Here is a 22,160-nt window from a genome sequence, read left to right as displayed (position 1 = left end):
ACAGCCCGTGCGGGCAGCGTGCGAGCATCGGCGGGTGGCTCGCCTGCTGATCGCCAATCGCGGCGAGATCGCCGTCCGCCTCGCCCGCGCCGCGGCCGCCGAAGGCCTGACCTCCGTCGCCGTCACGGCCGCCGACGAGCCGGACGCCCCGCACCTCGCCGCCGCCGACGAGACCCACGTCCTCCCCGGCAGCGGCCCCGCCGCCTACCTGGACGCCGCGGCGATCGCGCGGGCCGCCGTCGCGACGACCTGCGACCTCGTCCACCCCGGCTACGGGTTCCTCTCCGAGAGCCCGGCGCTGCCCGACGCCTGTCCGGTCCCCGTCGTCGGCCCGGGCGCGGCCGTCCTGCGGACGCTCGGGGACAAGGCGCTCGCCCGGCAGGCCGCGGAGGCCGCCGGTGTCCCGGTGCTCCGCGCCGCCGACGGCGACGGGATCGCCGCACTCCTCGACGACGTCGGCGCGGTGATGCTCAAGGCCCGGTTCGGCGGGGGAGGGCGGGCCACCCGGATCCTCCGCCGGGGCGACGACGTCGCCGCCGCCGTCGAGGCGGTCGGCAAGGAGGCCCAGGTCGCCTTCGGCACCGCCGGCCTGCTGGCCGAGCAGCTCGTCGAGCACGCCCGGCACATCGAGGTGCAGGTCCTCGCCGACGTCCGGGGCGAGGTCGTCGTCCTCGGGGACCGGGACTGCTCGCTGCAGCGGAACCGGCAGAAGGTCGTCGAGATCGCGCCGGCGCCGAACCTGCCCGACGACGTCCGCACCCGGCTGCACGCCGCGGGGAAGGCGCTGGCCGAGCACGTCGGGCTCCGCGGGCTGGCCACGGTGGAGTTCCTCGTCCAGGACGGGCAGTTCGTGTTCCTGGAGTGCAACCCGCGGCTGCAGGTCGAGCACACGGTCACCGAGGAGGTGCTCGGCCTGGACCTGGTGCGGCTGCAGCTGCGCGTCGCGGCCGGCGCGACACTGGCCGACCTGGCCATCGCGAGCCAGCCGGTCGGCGTCGCCGTCCAGGCGCGCGTGAACGCCGAGACAATCACCGTCGACGGCGTCGTCCCGGGCGCCGGGACCCTCACCGCTCTCGCGTTCCCCGGCGGACCGGGCGTGCGGGTCGACACCGCCGCTCGCACCGGCGCCGAGCAGAGCCCGCGCTACGACCCGCTGCTGGCGAAGGTCGTCGTCCACGAGCGGCACGGCGGGCTCGCCGCCGCGTTCAGGCACCTGCACCGGGCGCTCGGCGAGGTGCAGGTGGGCGGCGTCGCCACGAACACCGGGTTCCTCCGCGCGCTGCTGGCGCACCCGGAGGCATCGCACGCCACCACCACGTTCGTCGACGACCACCTCGCCGAGCTGGCCGACTCCGTGGAGCCCGGGCAGGACGGCGAGGGGCTCCGCGCACCCGTCCCGGGCACCGTCGTCGCCGTCGAGGCGACGCCCGGCACCGCGGTCGAGCCCGGGGGAGCGGTGGTGGTGCTCGAGGCGATGAAGATGGAGCACGTCGTCGCCCTCCCCGCCGGCGGCACCGTGCTGCGGGTGGCGGTGCGGGTCGGCGACACCGTCCGTCAGGGCCAGCTGCTGGCCGAGGTCCAGCACGACGATGCCGGGGAGCAGCAGGACGCCGGCGACCTCGACCTCGACGCCGACCGGCCCGACCTCGCCGAGGTGCGCCGCCGGCACGAGCTCGGCCTGGACGAGCACCGCCCCGAGGCCGTCGCCAAGCGGCACGCGCAGGGCCGGCGCACCGCGCGGGAGAACCTCGCCGACCTCGTCGACGAGGGCAGCTTCCTGGAGTACGGGCCGCTGGTCTTCGCCGCCCAGGAACGCCGCCGCAGCCGGGAGGAGCTTCAGCAGAAGACCCCGGCCGACGGCGTCATCGGTGGGCTGGCCGACATCAGCGGTGGCGCGAGCGTCGTCGTCTCCTACGACTACACGGTGCTCGCCGGCACCCAGGGCATGCGCGGCCACCTCAAGAAGGACCGGCTGTTCGAGCTGGCCGAGAAGCGCCGGCTGCCCGTCGTCCTCTTCGCCGAGGGCGGGGGAGGGCGACCCGGTGACGTCGACCACCCGGTCGTCTCCGCGCTCGACACCGCGGCGTTCACGCTGTTCGGCCGGCTCTCCGGGCTGGTGCCGACCGTGGGCATCGCCAGCGGCCGCTGCTTCGCCGGCAACGCCGCGCTGCTCGGCACCTGCGACGTCGTCATCGCCACCGAGGACGCCAACATCGGCATGGGCGGCCCGGCGATGATCGAGGGCGGCGGGCTCGGCGTCGTCGCGCCGGAGGAGATCGGCCCGATCGACGTGCAGCACGCCAACGGCGTCGTCGATCTCCGGGTGGCCGACGACGCGGCCGCCGTCGCCGCGGCCAGGAAGTACCTCTCCTACTTCCAGGGCCCGGTGCAGAGGTGGACCGCACCCGACCAGCGGGCGCTGCGGCACCTCGTCCCGGAGAACCGCAAGCGCGTCTACGACATGCGCGCGGTGCTGCACGCCCTCGCCGACGAGGACAGCGTGCTCGAGCTCCGCGACGGCTGGGGCGCCGGCATGATCACCGCCCTGGCACGGGTCGAGGGCGCACCGGTCGGCGTGATCGCCAACGTGCCGACCCACCTCGGCGGCGCCATCGACTCCGACGCCGCGGACAAGGCGGCCCGCTTCCTCCAGCTCTGCGACGCCCACGGGCTGCCGGTCGTCTCGCTCTGCGACACCCCAGGCTTCATGGTCGGGGTCGAGTCGGAGAAGACGGCGACCGTCCGCCACTTCTCCCGGCTGTTCGTGATCGGCGCGAACCTCTCGGTGCCGATCGGCACGGTCGTCGTCCGCAAGGCCTACGGGCTCGGGGCGCAGGCGATGGCCGGCGGCAGCACCAAGGTGCCGCGGTTCACCGTCGGCTGGCCGACCAGCGAGTTCGGCCCGATGGGCCTGGAGGGTGCGGTGCGCCTCGGCATGCGCCGCGAGCTCGCGGCCATCGAGGACGACGCCGAGCGGGCCGCGACCTTCGACGCCGCCGTCGCCTACGCGTACGAGAACGGGCGGGGGCTGAACGTGGCCGCGCACTGGGAGATCGACGACGTGATCGACCCGGTCGACACCCGCCGCTGGATCAGCACGCTCACCCGCGAAGTCGCGGACAACCCCCGGCCGCCGGGGCGGGTGCGCCCGCACGTCGACACCTGGTGAGCCGACCGCATCGGGTGCTCGATGCCGGGCACGGGATTGACTTGCCGATCGTCAGGGCAGGTAAGGACGCGACGATCGAAGGAGGAACACCATGGCAGGCATGTTCAGGAAGATGATCGTGTCCGGTATCGCGGCGAAGGTGGTCCAGGAGGCCCGCAAGCCCGAGAACCAGGCGAAGATCAAGAAGGCCATCGCGGACTTCCAGAAGAGCCGCAGCGGCAAGACCGGTCGCCGCTGACCCTCAGCTCGACGACAGCGCCCCCTCTCCTCACCGAGGAGAGGGGGCGCAGTCGCGTTCGGAGCGGGTCGGCTACGCCGCGCGCCAGCGCGCGCGCTCCTCGCCCGCGACGAGGGTGCAGCGCATCGCCTTGCCGGTGGTCGTGACGCCGGTGGCGCCTTCCGAGGAGCAGAAGGAACCGGGGTGGACGGTGCCGCTCGGTGCCGGGGCGGGCGCGGGCGCCGGAGCCGGGGCGGGTGCAGGAGCAGGTGCCGGGACGGGTGCCTGATGGGGTGCCGGAGCCGGCGCGGGCGCCGGCCGCGGCGCGGGAGCCGGGGCAGGAGCCGGTCGAGGTGCCGGAGCCGGCGCCTTGGTCGCGCGCGGCGCCGGGGCAGGAGCCGGTGCCGGCGCGGGAGCGACGGCCGACGACGACGGCGCTGTGGTCGCCGGCGCCGTGGTCGGAACCGGTGCCGGCGTGGTCGAACGCGGGGCCGACGACGTCGTCGGCGTGCTGGATTCCTGACCCGCCACGAGCTGCTGGCCCGACGACGCGAGCGGCTCCTCCTCCGGCTGCGGGGAGAGCGCCGTGCCGATGCCGCTGAGCACGAGCGCCGCGGCGATCGCGATGCCGGCGGCCCTGCGGTCGGGGAGGAAGGCCCACCGGGCGCGACCGACGATCAGTGCGCCGATGGCGACGAGGACGGCCACCCCGCCGAGCTGGACGAGGCCCGCTCCGATGCCGCCGGTCGCGAACCCGGCGACGGCCAGCACCACCGCCATCCCCGCCACGACGAGCAGAGCGACGTTCTGCTTCTGCGACCGCTGACCTGCGGCTCCCTGGTGCGTCCCCCGTGTGCTGGCCATCGTGTTCCCCTCGCGACGTGGTCGAGCCTGGAAGCTAGCTGCGCCCCGGCTGTCGACCCCGCATTCCGAGTCGACGACTTCTCCGATCTGCACTGGAGCCCCAGCCGCCCCACGCGCAGCGGCCGACCCCCGACTCCGCTCAGGTCTGCCGATGACGAGGGCGGCGACGCCTCGGTGTCGCCCGGGGCCGCTCGCCGGGCGGACCGAGGCCCGCCGATGCAGGAGCCCGCCCGTGCACCGATCCCGCCGGACCCTCCGCGCCGCCGCCGCACTGGCCGTCACCGCCGGCCTCGCGCTCACCACCGGGTGCGCCCCGGAGGTCAGCCAGGCCGCGACCCCGACGACGACGACGCCCGCGCCGCCGCCTCCGCCGCCGACCTTCCCGTGGCCGCTCACCGGCGTGGCGACCACCGACCCGGTCGAGCGCCCCGCGCTGGCGGTGAAGATCGAGAACTCGCCGGAGTCCCGCCCGCAGTCCGGCCTCAACTCCGCCGACGTGGTGTGGGAGGAGGTCGTCGAGGGCGGCATCACCCGCTTCGTCGCCGTCTACCACTCCACCCTGCCGCCGGAGATCGGCCCGATCCGCTCCGTGCGCCCCATGGACGCCGCGATCGCCGCCCCGCTGCGCGGCCTGTTCGCCTTCTCGGGCGGGCAGCGCCCCTTCGTCGACGCGGTGTCCGCGGCGGGCCTGCAGGTGGTCAGCCACGACGGTGGCGCCGGCGGATTCTACCGGGAGCAGAGCCGGTACGCGCCGCACAACGTCTACGCGAACCCCGCCGACTTCATCGCCCAGGCCGACCCCGCGCACCTCGCCGACCCGATCGAGCAGTTCCGCATGGCCAGCGCCGCCGACCAGCCCAGTGCCCTCGGCACCGGGACGCCGACCGCCGTCGTCAAGCTCAAGCTGTCCGGCGTCAGCACGCCCAGCTGGGGGTGGGACCCTGCGCAGCAGTCGTGGATGCGCTTCGAGGGCAGCACGCCGGCGACCCAGGCCGACGGCCAGCAGCTGAAGGCGACCAACGTCGTCGTCCTCCGGGTCGACATCGTCAACACCCGCTACACCGACCCCGCCGGCAACCCCGTTCCCGAGACGGACATGGTCGGCGGCGGCCAGGCGCTCGTCGCCACCGGCGGGCGCACCCTGCAGGCGAACTGGACCAAGGCCTCGGCGAGCGACCGCGTCGTCCTCACCGACGCCCACGGCACGCCGATCCTGCTCGCGCCGGGGAACACCTGGGTCGAGCTCGTCCCGAACCGCACGGGATCGGTCGCCGTCGGGTAAGACCAGCGCATGACCCGCATCGCTGTCCTGGACGACTACCAGTCCGTCGCCGCCGACTTCTGCGACTGGTCCCGGGTGCCGGGGGAGGTCGACGTCGTCGAGTTCCACGCGCACCTGGGCGACGAGGACGCCGTGGCCGCCGCGCTTAAGGACTTCGACGTCGTCGTCGCGATGCGCGAGCGCACCGAGTTCCGGCGCGGGCTGCTCGAGCGGCTGCCGAACCTGAAGCTGCTGGTCACGACCGGCATGCGGAACAAGTCCATCGACGTCGAGGCCGCCGCCGAGCGCGGCATCACCGTCTGCGGCACCGGGTCCGGCGCCACCGCCACGGTCGAGCTCACCTGGGCGCTGATCCTCGCTGCCGTGCGGCACGTGCCGCAGGAGGACGCCGGCATGCGCGCCGGGGGGTGGCAGCAGACCATCGGCACCGACCTGGCCGGCGCGCGCCTCGGCGTCATCGGGCTCGGCCGGCTCGGTAGCAGGGTCGCGACGATCGGGCAGGCGTTCGGGATGGACGTCGTCGCGTGGAGCCAGAACCTCACCGACGCACAAGCCGCCGAGGTCGGGGTGCGCCGGGTGGAGCGCGACGAGCTGTTCGCCACCGCCGACGTCGCCACGATCCACCTGCTGCTGTCCAAGCGGACCCGCGGTCTGATCGGCGCGGAGGACCTCGCGCTGATGATGCACACCGCCGTCCTGGTCAACACCAGCCGCGGGCCGATCGTGCAGCAGCAGCCGCTCCTCGACGCGCTGGCCGAGGACCGCATCGCCTGCGCGGCCCTCGACGTCTACGACGAGGAGCCGCTGCCGGCCGACCACCCCCTGCGGACGTCGCCGCGCACGGTGCTCACCCCGCACCTGGGCTACGTCACCCGCGGCACCTACGAGGTCTTCTACGGCGAGGCGGTCGAGGACGTCGCGGCGTTCGTCGCCGGGAACCCGCTCCGCGTGCTCACGCCGTAGCGACCAGCCCCGGCCCGGCTATCCCGCGTCCCGGCGCAGCAGCGACCAGCCGCCGAGCCCCACGGCGACCGCCGCCCAGCCGACGAGCAGGGCCGTCGCCTGCCCCGCCGTCATCTCCGGCTCCCCGAGGAGCGTCCAGATGGCGCCCGAGCCGGGCAGGAGCTCGCCGAGGTCGGCCATCCACTGCACCCCGAACGCCGGCAGCAGGAACGGCAGGACCAGCTGGAGCAGGAAGACCGTCGCCAGGGCGCCGGCCGTGCTGCGCAGGAGCAGCCCGACGCCGATCGCCAGCGCCCCGCCGGCCAGCAGGACAGCGGCGACCCGGCCGAGGCTGCCGGCCACGTCGCCCGGCGAGAACGCCAGGTCAGCGATGAACCAGGCTGCGATGTCGGCGGCGAGCGCCAGCAGCACGCCGACCGCGGTGGCGGCGAGGACCGGTACGGCGAGGCGAGCAGCCAGCAGCACCCCGCGGCGCGGCGTCCACTGCAGCGTCGGCGTGATCGCCCCGCTGGCGTACTCCTGCGTCACCGCGAGCAGCACCAGGACCAGCAGCGCGAACTGGCCGAGCACGACGCCGAACTCGCCGGCCGCCGTCGCCGGTGGCAGCTCGCCGCTGGCGGTCACGTCGTCGGCGTCGTAGGCGAGGATGACGCCGATGCCGACGATGGTCACGGTGGCGGCCAGCAGGCACCACCACGTCGTCCGCACCGTGCGCAGCCGCAGCCACTCGGCGGCCGCCGCGCGACCGAGCACGGTCGCGGTGCCGGGCTCCCGGACGGCGACGGCGGTCATCGCTGCGCCACCAGTTCGGGGGCGCCGGCGACCCGGTACTGGACGCTGTCGCCGGTGAGGTCGAGGTAGACCTGCTCGAGCGAGCTGTGCTCCTCCGCCAGCCGGTGCACGGCCACGGCCTCCTCCAGGGCGACGTCGCCGACGGCCTCGGCGGACACGCCCTCGGCGAGCAGCTCGCCGTCGCCGGCGGGGTGCACCACCGCGCCGCGGCGCAGCAAGGCCCCCGCGAGCTGGTCGGTCGACGGCGTGCGCACCCGGACCTTGCGGCCGGCACCCTGGCCGCGCATGACCTCCTGGAAGGACGCATCGGCGATCAGCCGGCCGCGGCCGATGATCACCAGGTGGTCGGCGGTCTGCTCCATCTCGCTCATCAGGTGGCTGGACAGCAGCACCGTGCGCCCCTCGTCGGCCAGACCGCGCACCAGCCGGCGGATCCACCGGACGCCGTCGAGGTCCAGGCCGTTCATCGGCTCGTCGAACAGCACGACGCCGGGGTCGCCGATCAGCGCGGTCGCGATGCCGAGCCGCTGCCGCATGCCCAGCGAGTAGCCCTTCACCCGCCGCCGGGCCGCCGGGCCGAGCCCCACCTGCTCGATCACCTCGTCCACCCGTCGCAGCGGGATGCCGTGGGTCCGGGCGGCCACCCGCAGGTGGTCGCGGCCGCTGCGCCCGGGGTGCACGGCGCCGGCGTCGAGGAGCGCACCGGCCGCGCGCAGCGGCTCGGCCAGCCGCGCGAACGGCCGGCCGCCGACCAGGGCGGAGCCCGACGTGGGCCGGTCCAGACCAAGGATCATGCGCATCGTGGTCGACTTGCCGGCGCCGTTCGGGCCGAGGAAGCCGGTCACCTTGCCCGGCGCGACGTCGAAGGTCAGGTCGTCCACGGCCGTGACCGCGCCGTACTGCTTGGTCAGCCCGCGCACCGAGATCATGCGAGCCGCCCGGAGAGGGAGGGAGTCATGACACGGAGCCTGGCGCGCGGCAGGACCCCGGCGGATCACCCCGCAGCGCCGACCTCGGTCCCCCGCGCGGGGGAGATCGACAGCGCCCGGCAGGGGGATCCCTCCGGCCCGCCGGTCGGCCAGGATCGACCCGTGCCCCCGACGACCTCCCGCATCCCGGGCTCAGCGGCCGAGATCGCCGCCCGCCTGCGGGCGCTGCTCGTCGCCGCCCGCCCCGGCTGGCCCGGCCGGGCGCTCTACGCCCTGGCGAGCCTGCCGTTCGGTGCGCTGTACCTCGCGCTGTTCGCCGGGTTGGTCGGCTCCGTGGTCGCCCTGATCTACGGCGTCGGGGTGCTGCTCGTCCTGCTGGTGCTCGCGACGACCCGCGGCTTCGCCGGCCTCGAGCGCCGCATGGCCCGCGAGCTGCTCGGCGTCGACATCCCGGCCGGGGAACGGGTGCGCGACCAGCATGGTGCCGTCCGGAAGCTGCGGCGGCTGGTCTGGGCGGCCGACACGTGGCGGGCGCTGGGCTGGCTCGGGGCGCGGGTGCTGTTGGGCATCGCGACGCTGGCCACGCTGCTCTTCGGCGGGTTCGTGTTCGCCTACCTGGGCTGGGGTGCCGACTGGAACGCGCTCACCGCGCTCCCGCTGCTCGCGCTCATGGTGGCCGTCGTCGGCGTCACGCTCGCGGTGCTCGACGGGCTGGTGCGGCTGTCCGGCTCGGTGGCGCCGCGGCTGCTCGGCACCGCGCCCGAGCAGCGCATCGCCGCGCTGCAGCAGAGCACGCGCCGGCTGGCCGACCGGAACCGGCTGGCCCGGGACCTGCACGACACCATCGGCCACGCGCTGACCGCCAGCCTGCTGCAAGCCAGCGCCGCGCGGCGCACGCTCACGCCCGCCGGCGACCGGCCGCTGCAGCCGGACTTCGCCCACCAGGCGCTCGGGCACATCGAGACCAACACCCGCACCGCGCTCGCCGAGCTCGACCGCGTGCTCAGCGTGCTGCGCGCCGAGGACGGCGGCCGCGATCCCGCCCCCTTCGCGGCGCCCTCGCTCGCCGACCTCGAGGAGCTGCTGTCCGGGCTCCGCGACGGCGGCCTGCCGGTCGCCCTGGTGGTGGACGGCGACGTCGACGACGTGCCGGCGGGCGTGCAGGAGCTCGCCTACCGGGTGGTCCAGGAGGGGACGACGAACGTGCTGCGGCACGCAGGCACCCCGCTGACCGTCGCCCAGGTCGCGCGCAGCGGTGCGACCCTCGTCGTCCGGGTGTGCAACGAGCGCGCCTCGCAGCTGGACAGCCGGCCCGGCCCCGGCGGGGGGCGCGGGCTCGCCGGTCTGCGCGAGCGGGCGACCGCCGCGGGCGGGACCCTGTCGGCCGAGCCGACGCCGTCGGGCGGCTTCGAGCTGTGCGTGACGCTGCCGCTGGCGGGGGCCGCGTGAGCCTGCGGCTGCTCCTGGTCGACGACGACGTCCTGGTCCGCTCCGGGCTCCGGGTGATCCTGGAGAGCGAGCCCGACCTGACCGTCGTGGGCGACGCCGGCACCGGTCGTGAGGCGCTCGACGTCGCCGCGCAGACCGACCCCGACGTCGTCCTCATGGACGTCCGCATGCCCGACATGGACGGCATCGCCGCGACCCGGGAGCTGGTGGCCCGCGATCCGCAGCGCCCGCGGGTGCTCGTGCTGACCACGTTCGAGGACGACGACTACCTGTTCCGCTCGCTGCAGGCCGGCGCGAGCGGGTTCGCGCTGAAGCGTTCCGATCCCGACGAGCTGGTGGACGCGATCCGGGTCGTCGCGCGGGGGACGTCGCTGGTGCTGCCCGACCTCACCCGCCGGCTCATCGCCGCGCACGCGCCGTCCCGTGCGCGGGGTCCGGCCGCCCTCCCGACGCTCACCGGGCGCGAGGCCGACGTGCTGCGACTGGTGGCGGGCGGGCTGTCGAACGCCGAGATCGCCACCGAGCTGTTCCTCAGCCGCGAGACGGTGAAGACCCACGTCAGCAGCGTGCTGCTCAAGCTCGGCGCCCGGGACCGCACCCAGGCCGTCATCGCCGCCTACGAGAGCGGCTTCATGAACGCCTGAGAGCTCAGACCAGGAAGCGGTAGGCCGTCGACCCGGGCGCGACGTGCTGGATCTTCAGCGGGCTGGCCTCGATCCGCGCCAGCAGCTCCGGCAGCCCGTCGGCCGACCCGAGCTCGATGCCGGTCAGCGCCGCGCCGGTCTCGCGGTTGTCCCGCTTGACGTACTCGAACAGCACGATGTCGTCGTCCGGACCCAGCACCTCGTCGAGGAAGCGCCGCAGCGCGCCTGGCTCCTGCGGGAACTCCACCAGGAAGTAGTGCTTGAGCCCGCGGTGCACCAGCGAGCGCTCGACGACCTCGGCGTACCGGCTCACGTCGTTGTTGCCGCCGGACAGCAGGCACACGACCGTCTGACCCGGCGCCACGCTGACCAGCCCACCGCTCAGCGCCGCGGTCGACAGCGCCCCCGCGGGCTCGGCGATGACCCCGTCGGCCTGGTACAGCTCCAGCATCTCGGTGCAGATCTGCCCCTCGGGAACCGCCACGAGCGAGGCGCCGGAGTCGCGCACCAGGGGATAGGTCACCGCACCGGCCCGGCGCACCGCGGCGCCGTCGACGAAGGTGTCCATCTCCGGCAGGTCGACCGGCTCGCCGGCGGCCAGCGCCGCGGCCATGTTCGCCGCGCCCGCGGGCTCCACGCCGATAAGCCGGGTGCGGGGGGAGTGCTGCCGCAGCCAGGTCGCGCAGCCGGCCAGCAGCCCGCCACCACCGACGGGGAGGACGACGACGTCGGGCTCGCACCCGAGCTGCGCCAGGATCTCGACCGCCACCGTCGCCTGGCCGGTGACCGTGGAGAGGGCATCGAACGCCGGCACCAGCGTCGCCCCGGTGCCCGCGGCGTGAGCGGCCGCTGCCGCCGCCGCCTCGTCGTAGGAGTCGCCGACGACGACCAGCTGCACCATGTCGCCGCCGAGCGCGGCGATCCGCTCGCGCTTCTGCCGCGGCGTCGTCCCGGGCACGAACACGTGGCCGTGCACCTGGAGCGCCCGGCACGCGTAGGCCACGCCCTGGCCGTGGTTGCCGGCGCTCGCGCACACCACCCCGGCCGAGCGCTCGGCGTCACCCAATCGGCTGATCGTGTTGTAGGCGCCGCGGATCTTGTAGGAGCGGCCCACCTGGAGGTCCTCGCGCTTGACCCACACGTCGGCGCCGGTCAGCGCCGACAGCCGGGCGTTGCGCTGCAGCGGCGTCCGCTCGGCGACACCGGCCAGCCGGTCCACCGCCGCACGCACCTCGGCGGAGAAGGCGTCGTCGATCACGCGCTCATCGTCGTCGACGACGGCGGGGGCGAGGGACGCGGGTCAGTCCGAGAGCAGCCGCAGGTGCGGCTGGGGGGAGAGCCGCTTCTCCAGGGTGACCCGGTGCCGGCCGTCCTCGGCCTGGACGAACTGCAGGTTGTCGACCAGGGCCTGCATGAGGACCAGGCCGCGGCCGTGGTCCTCCAGCGGAGAGCGGGCCGAGGTGTGGGAGGCCTGGTCGAACTCGAAGCCCTGGCCCTCGTCGAGCACGCTGATCCGGCACAGGTCGTCGGTGATCGACACGTCGACCTGGTACTCCTCGTGCTCGCCGGCGTGGTCGACGACGTTCGCGCACGCCTCGGTCAGCGCGAGCACGATCTCCTCGATCCCGGCCTCGGCCACCCCGAGGTGCTCGAGCGCTTGCCGGAGCAGGCCTCGCATGAGGGGCACGCTCTGGGCGTCTGTCGGCAACCGGACGCTGAACTCGATGTTCACGGCGGCTCACCTCCTCGGATCCGCGTGGCCTACCCTTTCCTCACCAGGCAGGACGAGGGAGGGAGGCGGAACGGTGCTGTTCGAGATCGGACGTACGACGGTCGCCGGACGTGCGGCCCTCACGGTACGGGGTGAGCTGGACCTGGCCACAGCCCCACAGCTCGCAGCCGCTGCCGAGGAGCTCATGAGCACCTCCCCGGACGGCTTCGTCATCGATCTGAGCCCGACCCAGTTCCTCGACTCCTCCGGCGCGCGCACGCTGATGGTGCTCGCGCGCAGCGCCCGGGAAGCCGGCGTCGAGCTGCACGTCCTCGTGCCGCGCGGCAACCGCCCGGTGCGGCTGCCCATCGACCTGCTCGACCTCGGCACCGCCGTGCCCGTCGTCGCCGCCGCGTCGGAGATCGGCACGTCTGTCGCCCGCGAGGACTCCGGCACGTAACGTCACGGCGTGACCGCCTCCTCCGTCGACGCGGACGCGCTGCTCCGCTGCGCCGACGAGCCCATCGCCGTTCCCGGCGCCATCCAGCCGCACGGGGTCCTGCTGGCGGCCACCGAGCCCGACCTCGCCGTCGTCGTCGCCTCCGGCAACGCCGAGGCGGTGCTGGGCCGCGTGGGCGGGACGCTCGACCAGTACCTCACCGACGACGACGCCGCCCGGCTGCGCGACGCCCTCGCCGGGGACCTCTCCGAGGTCAACCCGCTGCGCGTCCAGGTGGGCGGGGCCGACGTCGACCTCGTCCTGCACCGCGCCGACGGGCTGCTGATCACCGAGTGGGAGCCGGTCGCCGGTGCCGAGGAGGCCGGCGCCGCGTGGCACACCCGCCTCCCGACCGTGCTGCAGCGGCTCGCGGCCAGCTCGACGCTCGACGACCTCAGCGAGGTGCTCGCCCGCGACGTGCGCACGCTGACCGGCTTCGACCGGGTGATGGTCTACCGCTTCGACGAGGCGTGGAACGGCGAGGTCATCGCCGAGGACCGGCGCGCGGACCTCGAGCCCTTCCTCGGCCTCTGGTTCCCGGCCAGCGACATCCCGGCCCAGGCCCGCGCCCTCTACACGAGCAACTGGATGCGGATCATCCCCGACGCCGGCTACCAGCGGGTGCCGCTCGACCCGCCGGTCAACCCGCTCACCGGCCGGCCGCTGGACCTCTCGGGCGCCATGCTGCGCAGCGTCTCGCCGGTGCACCTGGAGTACCTGGCCAACATGGGCGTCGTCTCCTCGATGTCGGTGTCGCTCATCGACCGCGGGAAGCTGTGGGGCCTCATCTCCTGCCACCACTACGCCGGCCCGCACCGCCCGTCCTACCCCGACCGCGTGGCCGCCGAGTTCCTCGGCCGCACCGCCTCGTTGCTGCTGCGCACCTTGGTCGCCGCGGGCGTGACCGACGGCGTGGTGGAGGTCGCCCGCCGCACCGCCGAGCTGACCGCCGCCGTCGGCCGCACCCCGCGCGCCCTCGGCACGGCGCTCACCGGGAACGACCCCAGCGCCCTCGACCTGCTGCCCGCCACCGGTGCCGCCGTCCGCCTGGGCGGTCAGCTGATGCTGCTCGGCACCACGCCGCCGGCCGAGCGGGTCGTGCCGCTGGTCCGCGCGCTGCTCGACGGCGGTGTGACCGCCACCGACGCCGTCTCCACCGTCGTCCCCGCGGCCGCCGACCTGGCGTCGACGGCCAGCGGCGTGCTCGCCGTCCCGGTCGGTGGGGAGGACTTCCTCGCCTGGTTCCGGCCGGAGACGCTGCGCGAGGTCACCTGGGGCGGCAACCCGTACCAGTCGAAGACGGCGCAGACCGACGACGGACCGCGGCTCAGCCCCCGGCGCTCGTTCGCCGCGTGGAGCGAGACGGTGCGCGAGACCTCGCGCCCCTGGCGGCAGCACGAGATCGCCGCCGCCCGCACGCTGGCCGGTCACCTCGCCGAGGCCACGCTGAACCGCGCCGAGGAGGACAACCGGCTGGCCGGCGCGCTGCAGCGCACGCTGCTGCTCGAGGAGCTGCCCAAGGTGCCCGGCGTCGCGCTCGCCGCCCGGTACCGGCCGAGCCAGGACGACGTCGTCGGCGGTGACTGGTACGACCTGGTGCCGCTGCCCAGCGGCCGGCTGTCCATCGTGCTCGGCGACGTCGCCGGGCACGGCCTGGCCGCCGCCGCGGTCACCGCCCAGCTGCGGCACGCGCTGCGGGCCCACCTGCTCCGCGCGGAGGGCCCGGCCGCCGCGCTCGACGGCCTCAACGAGGTGATCGGGGCGCTCCTGCCCGGCGAGATGGCGACCGTCGTCGTCGCCGAGCTGGACCCCGACAGCGGCGACGTCGTCGTCGCGAGCGCCGGGCACCTGCCCGTGCTGCACGCCGCGGCCGACGGCGCGGAGTACGTGATGGAGGGCCGCGGGCCCGCGCTCGGCGTGCTCGACGCGCCGTCCTACCGCGAGACCCGGCTGCGGCTGGCCGGCGACGACCGGCTGCTGCTGTTCAGCGACGGCCTGGTCGAGCGGTCCGCCGCGGGCCTGGCCGCCGGGCTCGACGCGCTGCGCGACGCCGTCGGCGCCGGGCCGGCCGAGCCGCAGCAGCTGCTCGACGCCGTGCTGGCCGCGCTCAACCCGCCGAGCACCGACGACGTCACCCTGCTCGGGGTCGCCCGGACCTGAGGGTCAGCCGCCCTGCTTGTGCACCTGGGCGGCGACCCAGCCCGACAGGCAGTGCAGCGCCGCGTGCCCCTCGGGGGAGGCGTAGCCCTGCTCGAACCGGATCGCCTCGAGCATCTCGTTGCTGTCGACGTCGCCGCCCCGGAAGAAGCGCTCCATGAGCTGCCCGGAGTCGGTGGGGCTCACGAAGAAGCCGGCGATGCCGATGGCCACGTTGTCCGGGATCGTCAGGGTCACCGGCGCGTGCGCCATGGAGCCGCGGCGGTCCAGGAGCTGCTGGACCGCGGTCGCGATCTCGATGTCCGTCGCGGGCAGCGTGGCCCGGCAGCTGATGCGCACGTGTGTCGCCCCCCGATTGCACGTCGTCGTCCCCGGGCCCTCGCGGCCGGGCGGACCGGAGTCCGTCCCCCAAGCCTCGCACGGCGCCCGCCGGCGGTCGGAGCGCCCTCCGGGCGGGCGTGTCAGGCGTCGGCCATCGTCCGGTGCCCGGCGAGCTGGGGCAGGACGTCGCCGACGACGATGCCGACGTCGCGGGCCAGGTCGGTCGTGAACAGCAGGACGTTCACGTTGTCCGCGCCCGCCTCGCCGAACCGGCCGATGGTGTCGACCCAGCGGTCCGGCGTCCCGTACATGCAGGCGTCGCTCATCTGCTCCAGCCCGACGCCGTAGATGTTCTCCAGCGCCGGTCCGAGCACGGCCTCGGCCTCGCCCTCGCGGCGGCCGATCGCGGCGAACACGTAGGCGGTCATGGTCAGGGCGTCCGGGTCCCGGCCGGCCTCCGTCGCGTGCCGGCGGACCTCGGCGAGCGGCGCCCCGATCCGGTCCGGTCCGACGTAGACCGACAGCCAGCCGTCGCCCAGCCGCCCGGCCCGCGCGAGCGCGCCGGGGGAGTACCCGCCGACCCAGATCGGGATCGGCGTCTCCGGCCGCGGCGAGAGCTGCACGCCCGAGCAGGTGAAGTGCTCGCCCGCGTGGTCGACCGTCTCCTCCGACCACAGCCGCCGGAGCAGCCCGATGTACTCGTCGGTCACCGGCGCCCGGGAGCTCAGCGGGACGCCGCTCAGCTCGTACTCACCCGGCCGCAGCCCGCCCAGACCCACGCCGGTGACCAGCCGTCCGCCCGAGAGGTACTGGACCGAGGCCAGCGCGTGCGCGACCAGCACCGGGTTCCGCCGTGCCAGGCAGAGGACCGACGTGCCGATGGTGACCCGCGTCGTCCGGGCCGCGAGCGCGCCGAGGTAGGTCAGCGTCTCCAGCCACGGGACGTCGGACAGCGTCCGGTCGGTCACCCAGATGGAGCCGATGCCGCCCTCCTCGGCGGCCTCGACCGCGGGCCAGAGGCGGTCCGGGGGTGCCGCCGGTGGGAGGACCAGCCCGAGCGCGGGACCGCCGGCCGCCTGGGAGATCGTCATGGGACCGCTCCTCTCCGCCCCCGTGGTGGTGGGAGGAGGCCGAAGCTAGCCCCGGCAGCGGTGCGGCAGCAGAGTCCTCAGGCCCCGCCGGTGAGCAGGCCCGAGCCCTGCTCGGTGAGCCGCCCGCTGTCCAGCGCGAACGCCAGCGCCTTCTCCAGCGCCGGCGTCACCGACGCGGCCCGGCGCTTGTGGCCGAACACCGCGGCGGTGGCGGTCAGCAGCTCGTCGCGGCGCATCCCGGCCGCGGCCCGGGACAGCGCGACCATGGCGTTCGCGATCTCCTCGGGCGCCACGTGGTCGATCGGCCGGTCGGTGCTGGAGACCTGCCGGCGGAACCCGGTCCAGGTGGCGCGGTCGGTGCCCTCGGGCCACAGGAAGTCGCCGTCCACCGCCGACGGCGGCAGCAGGGAGAGCAGCGTCTGCTTGCGCGACTCGGTGGCCCGGTTGAGCCCGAAGGCGCCCACGGTCAGCTTGGCCAGCCGGTCGACGTGGATCGGCCCCTCGGCCTTGATCCCGGCCTGCAGCACCCGGCGCACGGCGCGGGCCGGCTTCGACGCGGGCAGCTCGTCGAGCAGGGACTTCTCGCCGGCGGTCTTGGGGATCCAGGGCACGAACGGCGCCTCGCCCTCCAGCGCCGCGGGCTTGGCGGGCTTGCGAGGTGCGGCGGGCTTCGCCACCGGGCGGGACGGGGCGGCCGGCACCGCCACCGACGCCGTCACCGCCGAGCGCAGCGCCGCCACGCCCTTGAACGACTCGACCGCCGCCGTCGGCAGCTGCACCGGCTCCGCGAGCGGGCGCGGCGCCACCGGGGCGGCGTCCACCGCCTCGGCCAGCCGGTCGACCACGGAGGAGGCGTCGGCCAGCCACGTCGGCAGCCACACGCGCTCGACCACGGGCCAGCGCAGCATGCCGCCGAGCACCTCCACCGGCACCGCGTCCCGGTCGCCGACGGTGCCCCGGCGGGCCCACGCGGGACCGTCCAGCAGCACCGCCATCAGCGGCGTCTCCGGGTCGGCGGGCCGGGAGACCGACAGGTCGACCCGGAACTCCGAGAGCCCGACGTCGGTGCGCACGACCAGGCCGCGCTCGCGCAGCGCCGCGGCGATCTGCTCCCGGTGGCGGTCGACGACGGCGGCCGAGCGCGCCGACCGGGGCAGCACGTCGGTGCCCTGCTCGGCCATGTCGAGGTAGGCGCGCAGGTGCTTGATGCCGACCGACGAGGTCTCCTCGGCCCGCAGCTGGTCGGGGTCGAAGGAGGAGAAGACGACGACCTGGCGGCGGGCACGGGTGATCGCCACGTTCAGCCGGCGCTCGCCCCCCACCCGGTTGAGCGGGCCGAAGTTCAGCGGCAGGTTGCCCGAGGCGTCGGGGGAGAAGCCGGTGGAGAAGAAGATGACGTCGCGCTCGTCGCCCTGCACGTTCTCCAGGTTCTTGACGAACAGGCCCTCGCCGTCGGAGCGGTCCAGGGCGGCGGCCAGCCGGTCGTCGTCGGCGTCGCGCAGCAGCGCCTCGATGTAGGAGCGCTGCTGGGCGTTGAAGGTGACGACCCCGATCGAGGGCACGACGCTCATGCCGTCCCACTTCGGGTGGGCGTCGAAGCGGCGGCGGATCTCGGCCACGATCGCCTTGGCCTCGATCGGGTTGGTGCGCAGCAGCCGGCCGGCACCCGACCGGTGGAACGTGCCGGGCACCCGCACCAGCGAGACGCCGCGGCCGTCGGGCTCCGACGACGCCCGGCCGTGCGTGGGCGCCGGGAACGACGACAGCCGGTTCTCGTAGTACTGGGCGTTGGAGAACGCGATCAGCGACTCGTCCTGGCTGCGGTAGTGCCACGACAGCCAGTGCCGCGGCACCCCCGCCTGCACGCACTCGCTGAGGATCGACTCCTCGTCCTCGACCGCCGTCTCCACCTCGACCGAGTCGTCGGTGGTGGTCGTCGTCGGCTCGAGGAACGACGTCGGCGGCATCTGCTTGGAGTCACCGACGACGACGGCGGCCCGGGCCCGGCCCAGCGCGCCCACGGCGTCGGCCACCCGGATCTGGCTGGCCTCGTCGAACACGACCAGGTCGAACTGGCCGGCTGCGGCGGGGAAGAAGCGGGCGACGGAGTCCGGCGACACCAGCACGCACGGCATGACGGCGGTGATCAGCTCGCCGTACCGGGCGAGCAGCTGCCGCACGCCGAGGCCGCGCCGCTGCTTGGCCAGCTCGCGCTGCAGGGCGCCGACCTGGCCGGTGCCCATCGTCGCGTCGAACGGCCGGGAGGAGAGCACCGCGGCGGGCAGGGCCGCGGTCAGGTGCTCGCGCACGGCGTGGGAGGCCGCGGTGAACCGGTCGATCGCCCGGCCGTGCGCCTGCGCGTCGAAGGTGTCCAGCCCCGAGGCCTCCAGCCGCTCGGTCACCGAGGCGATGGCCAGACCGCGGTCCAGCGCGCGCACGGCGTCGTCGGCGGCGATCTGCCCGGTGACCAGCAGCCGGCGGGCGTCGAACAGGCCCGCGTAGCGCAGCGGCTCGAGGGTGTCGAGGAAGGAGACCCAGCGGCGCAGCGACATGAGCACCGTGCCCTCGGCGCCGCGCTCGGGCCGGGTCATCGACCAGCGCAGCGCGAAGCCGTCGTCGCCGGCCCACGCCGCGAGCTGGTCCGAGGAGCTGCCGCACAGCTGCAGGAGGTGGACGACGGCGTCGCGCAGCCGGGCCACGGCCGCCGCGGTCGCCGGGCCCGACGGCATGCCGGCGACGATCAGCTTGCGCAGGGCGACGTGGAAGGCCGACCGGCCGTCGACGGCGGTGCCGGCGCCGCGCAACCAGGCGACCTCGCGCTCCAGCAGGCCGGGGTCGGTGAAGGGGTTCCAGCCCGCGGGCGCGGACAGCCCGGGCACCGCGTCGACGCGGGTCACGATGGCCTGCACCGCCGTCTGCACCCGCCAGAGGTTCTCCACGACGGCCGGGACGTCCTTGGGGCGGACCTTGGCACCGGGCCGCAGGCAGGACGCGATCTCGTCCCGCACGGCGGTGAGCCGCGTGCGGCGACCCCACCAGCTCGACGCCGCAGCGGTCTGGGCGCGCACGTAGATGTCGGCCAGCGGCAGCGCGAGCGCCTCGGGGGTGGCGACGTCGAGGCCCGGGTGGCGGAAGGCGGTGAACGCGGCGACCTCGCCGAGCACGGCGCCGGTCGCGGTGGTCCAGCGGGCGCTGAACGTCTCGTCCAGGACGTCGATGCCGACCTGCGGGCCGGACAGCAGGTGCGCCAGCGCGTCGAGGTCCTCGGGCGTGCGGGCGTGCCGCATGACGCCGCCCAGCTCGGCGATGGCGGCGACCTCGCGCAGGGCGGCGTCGACGGCGGTCGTGGCCTCGCGGGCCGCGGGCAGGTCGATCTCGGGGGAGTCGACGAACGCCCACGGGTGCCGGGGCGAGGGGCGGGTCAGGTCGGCGATGTCGGGCAGCAGCGCCAGCGCGCGGCGCACCGCCGTCAGCACCTCGGTCGGGGCGTTGGCCACGAACGGCAGCGGCATCGGCAGCGGGTCGACGTCGGTGCCGGCGGCGAGCTCCGCGGTGCGCGCCGAGTACAGGGAGAGGCCGACGGCGTTCTCCTCGTGCAGCCGGTCGGCGTAGCGGGCCAGCTGCCGGCGGGCCGAGCGGAGCGTCTCGGACTCCGCGGCCAGGCCCTGGTCGTCGACGGCGATGGCGTGCTCCATCGCCAGCCGGATCTGGGCGCGCACCATCGAGGCGCGGCTGCCCTTGTCGTGCAGGTCGAGGGCGAACATGCCCATCCCGACCGCGTCCAGGCGCCGGGCGACGACGTCGAGCGCGGCCCGCTTCTCGGCGACGAACAGCACCCGCTTGCCGTCGGCGACCGCGCGGGTCAGCAGGTTGGTGATGGTCTGGGACTTGCCGGTGCCGGGCGGGCCCTCCAGCACGAAGGTGCGCCCGGCGCCCGCCTCGGCGATCGCCCGCAGCTGCGAGGCGTCGGCCGGCACGGGCAGGTCCGCGCCCAGGGAGTCGAGGTCGACGTAGGCGCCGGAGTCGCGGGCCGGGTCGGCGAAGGGCTCGGTCGGCTCGTGCACGAGGTGGTGCACCAGCGGGTTCTGGGCGAAGTCGGCCCAGTGCTCGTCGAGGTCCTTCCAGAGCCGGAACTTGGCGAACTGCAGGATCGCCAGGTCCGCCGTCGCCTCCACCCGGTAGGGCAGGCCGTGGCCGACCAGCCCGACGCGCATCGCCTCCAGGGCGCCCTCGACGTCGAGGGTGGTCTCGGCGGACTCCGCGAGCGTCGGCACGGACAACCCGTGCACCTGGCGCAGCTTCTCCAGCAGGCAGTAGTTCGGGGTGCTGGAGCCGGACTCGTCCAGCGCCAGCCGGTAGGAGCCGGTGCGCCCGACCGGGGTGAGCACGACGGGCACCAGCACCAGCGGCGAGCGCAGCGGCCGGCCGTCGAGCTCCCACACCAGCGAGCCCAGCGCGAGGTACAGGTTGTTCGCGCCGGTCTCCTCCTGCACCGTCTTCGCCCGGTAGGCGAGGTTGCGCAGGCGCGGGAGGTAACCGCCGGAGGTGACGTCGGCGTGCACCTCGCGCCGCTCGACCAGCAGGTCGGTCAGCTGCTCGGCGGGCAGCTCCGCGGCGCCGGTGAGCCCGCGCTCCTTCTGGACGGCGGCCAGCTGGTCGCCGGGCAGCAGGGTGAGCGGCGTGCCGTCCTGCACCAGGTTGTCGAGGATCGGCAGCGCGGTGGCGGGCAGCGTGAGGGGCAGGCCGGAGCGCTCGCTGTAGTTGATCAGCCGGTTGCGCAGACTCAGGTCGAGCAGCGCGTTCTTCCACTGCTGCACCCGCGCGGGCGCCTCGGGCCGCGTGCCGGCGTGCGTCGTCGTCCCGACCGGGAACGCGGCGACGCTGTGCTCGGCCGGCCGGTACTCGACCACCTGCAGGATGCCCTCGGGCGTCCGGGCGCGGGCCGGCAGCGGCACGATGCCGTCGCGCCGGGCCCGGTGCACGTCGGCGACACCGATGACGCGGTCGAGCTCGCCGGTGAGCCAGCGCTGGTAGGCGGGGGTGTGCAGGTCCTCGACCGGCTCGGTCGAGCCGGTGAGCAGCGTGGTCTCGACCAGGCCGACCAGGCCGAGGTCGACCAGGTTCACGAGGGCCGAGGCGTCGGTGGTCGCGGCGCTCTCCGAGCTGCGCTCCTCCCGCCAGTACCCGAGGAACGCGTGCCCCTCGGCCAGCCACAGCAGCGGCCGGATGCCGGCCTGCTCGAGTGCGGCGGCCAGGACGACGACGACGTCCAGCGGGGTGCCCACGCGCCAGGTGAGGACGTCGCCGGGGGAGCGGACCTGCTGGCCGAGGTCCGACCAGCTCGCCGGTGGCTCGGAGTGGCGGACGCCGCGGCGCTGCAGGGCGGCGGCGAGGGCCTGCACGACCTCGTCCACGCGCTCGGCGGTCGCCGCGTAGCCGACCATCGCCCCGCTGCCGGTCCGCTCCTCGAGCAGCTCGGAGGCCTCGGCCACCAGCCCCGTGACGGCGGGGTGGTTGGGCATGACGTGCGCGGCGAGCATCTCCAGCGCCAGGGGCAGGGGAGTGGCCAGCCACTGGTTGGCGGCGAGCACCTGCACCGGCGTGGTCGCCTCGCCGATGAGCGTCTCGTCCAGCCACGCCTCGACGTCGACGACGCCGGGGCGCTGCTCCTCGACGTGCAGCATCGCGGCCGGGTCCATGACCAGGCCGAGGTCGGTGAGCACGGTGGTGCGCCCGGCGTCGACGTCGGCCAGGAGCTCGACCGTCTGCGCGATCGGGCCCTCGGCGTCGCGGACCGAGAGGCGCACGGTGACGCCGCGCAGCGTCACGTCGCCGGTCAGCGCCAGGCGCGAGACGACGGGGATGCGGTTGTGCGCCAGCGCGTAGCTCAGCACCGGCGTGGAGGTCAGCTCGACGGAGACCGTCGGCACCGGCGCGACGGCGTCGCCGCGCGCGGTGTCGGCAGTGCTCTCCATGTCACCTGTCTACCGGGTCGGACGGAGCGGTCCTCCCATCGTCCCCGACGGGTGGGGCGGATGTGACGGGAGAGCAAGATCGACAACGCAGATCACA

16 protein-coding genes are annotated in these 22,160 nt (G+C 75.1%); 8 read left to right on the top strand and 8 right to left on the bottom strand.

Going from position 1 to position 22,160, the window contains the following annotated elements; translation table 11 throughout:
* Window positions 1-34 precede the first annotated feature (34 nt).
* The gene (locus tag DQ244_RS16170; protein WP_113812528.1) at window positions 35-3,169 is read left to right on the top strand and encodes a carboxyl transferase domain-containing protein; all 3,135 of its coding nucleotides are present in this window, start codon (window positions 35-37) and stop codon (window positions 3,167-3,169) included.
* Between the two features lie 91 nt (window positions 3,170-3,260).
* Complete coding sequence (locus tag DQ244_RS19710; RefSeq protein WP_199580438.1) at window positions 3,261-3,407, top strand: hypothetical protein; 147 nt, start codon at window positions 3,261-3,263, stop codon at window positions 3,405-3,407.
* 72 nt (window positions 3,408-3,479) lie between these two features.
* Here DQ244_RS19710 and DQ244_RS19705 read toward each other — a convergent pair whose 3' ends face one another.
* Window positions 3,480-4,250 carry a hypothetical protein gene (locus DQ244_RS19705; protein ID WP_199580437.1) on the bottom strand — a complete coding sequence of 257 codons (771 nt, stop codon included), beginning with the start codon at window positions 4,248-4,250 and terminating at the stop codon, window positions 3,480-3,482.
* A gap of 232 nt (window positions 4,251-4,482) precedes the next feature.
* Here DQ244_RS19705 and DQ244_RS16160 point away from each other — a divergent pair, with 232 nt between their 5' ends.
* Both DQ244_RS16160 and DQ244_RS16155 read left to right on the top strand, forming a co-directional pair.
* The gene (locus tag DQ244_RS16160) at window positions 4,483-5,532 is read left to right on the top strand and encodes a DUF3048 domain-containing protein (RefSeq protein ID WP_233491651.1); all 1,050 of its coding nucleotides are present in this window, start codon (window positions 4,483-4,485) and stop codon (window positions 5,530-5,532) included.
* Window positions 5,533-5,541: 9 nt separating this feature from the next.
* Entirely contained in the window at window positions 5,542-6,495 is a 954-nt protein-coding gene (locus DQ244_RS16155; RefSeq protein WP_113812526.1) for a D-2-hydroxyacid dehydrogenase family protein, read from the top strand.
* Window positions 6,496-6,513: 18 nt separating this feature from the next.
* Here DQ244_RS16155 and DQ244_RS16150 read toward each other — a convergent pair whose 3' ends face one another.
* Both DQ244_RS16150 and DQ244_RS16145 read right to left on the bottom strand, forming a co-directional pair.
* A complete protein-coding gene (locus tag DQ244_RS16150; RefSeq protein WP_113812525.1) occupies window positions 6,514-7,287 on the bottom strand; it encodes a hypothetical protein in 774 nt (257 codons plus the stop codon).
* Window positions 7,284-8,216: an ABC transporter ATP-binding protein gene (locus tag DQ244_RS16145; RefSeq protein ID WP_113812524.1), complete on the bottom strand. Its 933-nt coding sequence runs from the start codon at window positions 8,214-8,216 to the stop codon at window positions 7,284-7,286. The genes DQ244_RS16150 and DQ244_RS16145 overlap by 4 nt, the downstream gene beginning before the upstream one ends.
* A 162-nt stretch (window positions 8,217-8,378) precedes the next feature.
* Here DQ244_RS16145 and DQ244_RS16140 point away from each other — a divergent pair, with 162 nt between their 5' ends.
* Together DQ244_RS16140 and DQ244_RS16135 are read left to right on the top strand one after the other, a co-directional pair.
* Complete coding sequence (locus DQ244_RS16140) at window positions 8,379-9,665, top strand: sensor domain-containing protein (protein ID WP_158544582.1); 1,287 nt, start codon at window positions 8,379-8,381, stop codon at window positions 9,663-9,665.
* Window positions 9,662-10,309, top strand: a complete 648-nt coding sequence (locus DQ244_RS16135; protein ID WP_113812677.1) for a response regulator transcription factor — start codon at window positions 9,662-9,664, stop codon at window positions 10,307-10,309. The genes DQ244_RS16140 and DQ244_RS16135 overlap by 4 nt, the downstream gene beginning before the upstream one ends.
* Window positions 10,310-10,313: 4 nt before the next feature.
* On the opposite strand, the gene ilvA is transcribed toward DQ244_RS16135, so the two are convergent.
* Together ilvA and DQ244_RS16125 are read right to left on the bottom strand one after the other, a co-directional pair.
* Window positions 10,314-11,567 (bottom strand): threonine ammonia-lyase IlvA, encoded by a 1,254-nt coding sequence (ilvA, locus tag DQ244_RS16130; RefSeq protein ID WP_113812522.1) that lies wholly within the window; start codon window positions 11,565-11,567, stop codon window positions 10,314-10,316.
* A 42-nt stretch (window positions 11,568-11,609) separates the two neighbouring features.
* A complete protein-coding gene (locus DQ244_RS16125) occupies window positions 11,610-12,041 on the bottom strand; it encodes an ATP-binding protein (RefSeq protein ID WP_255411608.1) in 432 nt (143 codons plus the stop codon).
* Between DQ244_RS16125 and DQ244_RS16120 the strand changes: the two genes are divergently transcribed.
* Together DQ244_RS16120 and DQ244_RS16115 are read left to right on the top strand one after the other, a co-directional pair.
* Window positions 11,986-12,480, top strand: coding sequence for an STAS domain-containing protein (locus DQ244_RS16120; RefSeq protein WP_113812520.1), 495 nt, complete (start codon window positions 11,986-11,988; stop codon window positions 12,478-12,480). The genes DQ244_RS16125 and DQ244_RS16120 overlap by 56 nt on opposite strands.
* Before the next feature lie 9 nt (window positions 12,481-12,489).
* The gene (locus DQ244_RS16115) at window positions 12,490-14,679 is read left to right on the top strand and encodes a SpoIIE family protein phosphatase (RefSeq protein WP_113812519.1); all 2,190 of its coding nucleotides are present in this window, start codon (window positions 12,490-12,492) and stop codon (window positions 14,677-14,679) included.
* Window positions 14,680-14,682: 3 nt separating this feature from the next.
* On the opposite strand, the gene DQ244_RS16110 is transcribed toward DQ244_RS16115, so the two are convergent.
* From DQ244_RS16110 to DQ244_RS16100, 3 genes are all read right to left on the bottom strand, one after another.
* Entirely contained in the window at window positions 14,683-15,015 is a 333-nt protein-coding gene (locus tag DQ244_RS16110) for a hypothetical protein (protein ID WP_113812518.1), read from the bottom strand.
* A gap of 122 nt (window positions 15,016-15,137) precedes the next feature.
* Window positions 15,138-16,088: an LLM class flavin-dependent oxidoreductase gene (locus DQ244_RS16105; protein WP_113812517.1), complete on the bottom strand. Its 951-nt coding sequence runs from the start codon at window positions 16,086-16,088 to the stop codon at window positions 15,138-15,140.
* Between the two features lie 77 nt (window positions 16,089-16,165).
* Window positions 16,166-22,063, bottom strand: a complete 5,898-nt coding sequence (locus tag DQ244_RS16100) for a DUF4011 domain-containing protein (protein ID WP_113812516.1) — start codon at window positions 22,061-22,063, stop codon at window positions 16,166-16,168.
* Window positions 22,064-22,160 lie beyond the last annotated feature (97 nt).

Origin of the sequence: Blastococcus sp. TBT05-19 (assembly GCF_003319095.1) — a bacterium.
Taxonomy (GTDB): Bacteria; Actinomycetota; Actinomycetes; order Mycobacteriales; family Geodermatophilaceae; genus Blastococcus.
This window is presented reverse-complemented; position numbering and strand designations above follow the sequence as displayed.

Excerpts from the sequence above, each read along its gene's own strand:
- DQ244_RS19710 (WP_199580438.1), top strand. The coding sequence starts at position 3,261 with ATGGCAGGCATGTTCAGGAAGATGATCGTGTCCGGTATCGCGGCGAAG.
- DQ244_RS19705 (WP_199580437.1), bottom strand. The coding sequence starts at position 4,250 with ATGGCCAGCACACGGGGGACGCACCAGGGAGCCGCAGGTCAGCGGTCG.
- DQ244_RS16155 (WP_113812526.1), top strand. The coding sequence starts at position 5,542 with ATGACCCGCATCGCTGTCCTGGACGACTACCAGTCCGTCGCCGCCGAC.
- DQ244_RS16150 (WP_113812525.1), bottom strand. The coding sequence starts at position 7,287 with ATGACCGCCGTCGCCGTCCGGGAGCCCGGCACCGCGACCGTGCTCGGT.
- DQ244_RS16145 (WP_113812524.1), bottom strand. The coding sequence starts at position 8,216 with ATGATCTCGGTGCGCGGGCTGACCAAGCAGTACGGCGCGGTCACGGCC.
- DQ244_RS16120 (WP_113812520.1), top strand. The coding sequence starts at position 11,986 with ATGAGGGGCACGCTCTGGGCGTCTGTCGGCAACCGGACGCTGAACTCG.
- DQ244_RS16105 (WP_113812517.1), bottom strand. The coding sequence starts at position 16,088 with ATGACGATCTCCCAGGCGGCCGGCGGTCCCGCGCTCGGGCTGGTCCTC.
- DQ244_RS16100 (WP_113812516.1), bottom strand. The coding sequence starts at position 22,063 with ATGGAGAGCACTGCCGACACCGCGCGCGGCGACGCCGTCGCGCCGGTG.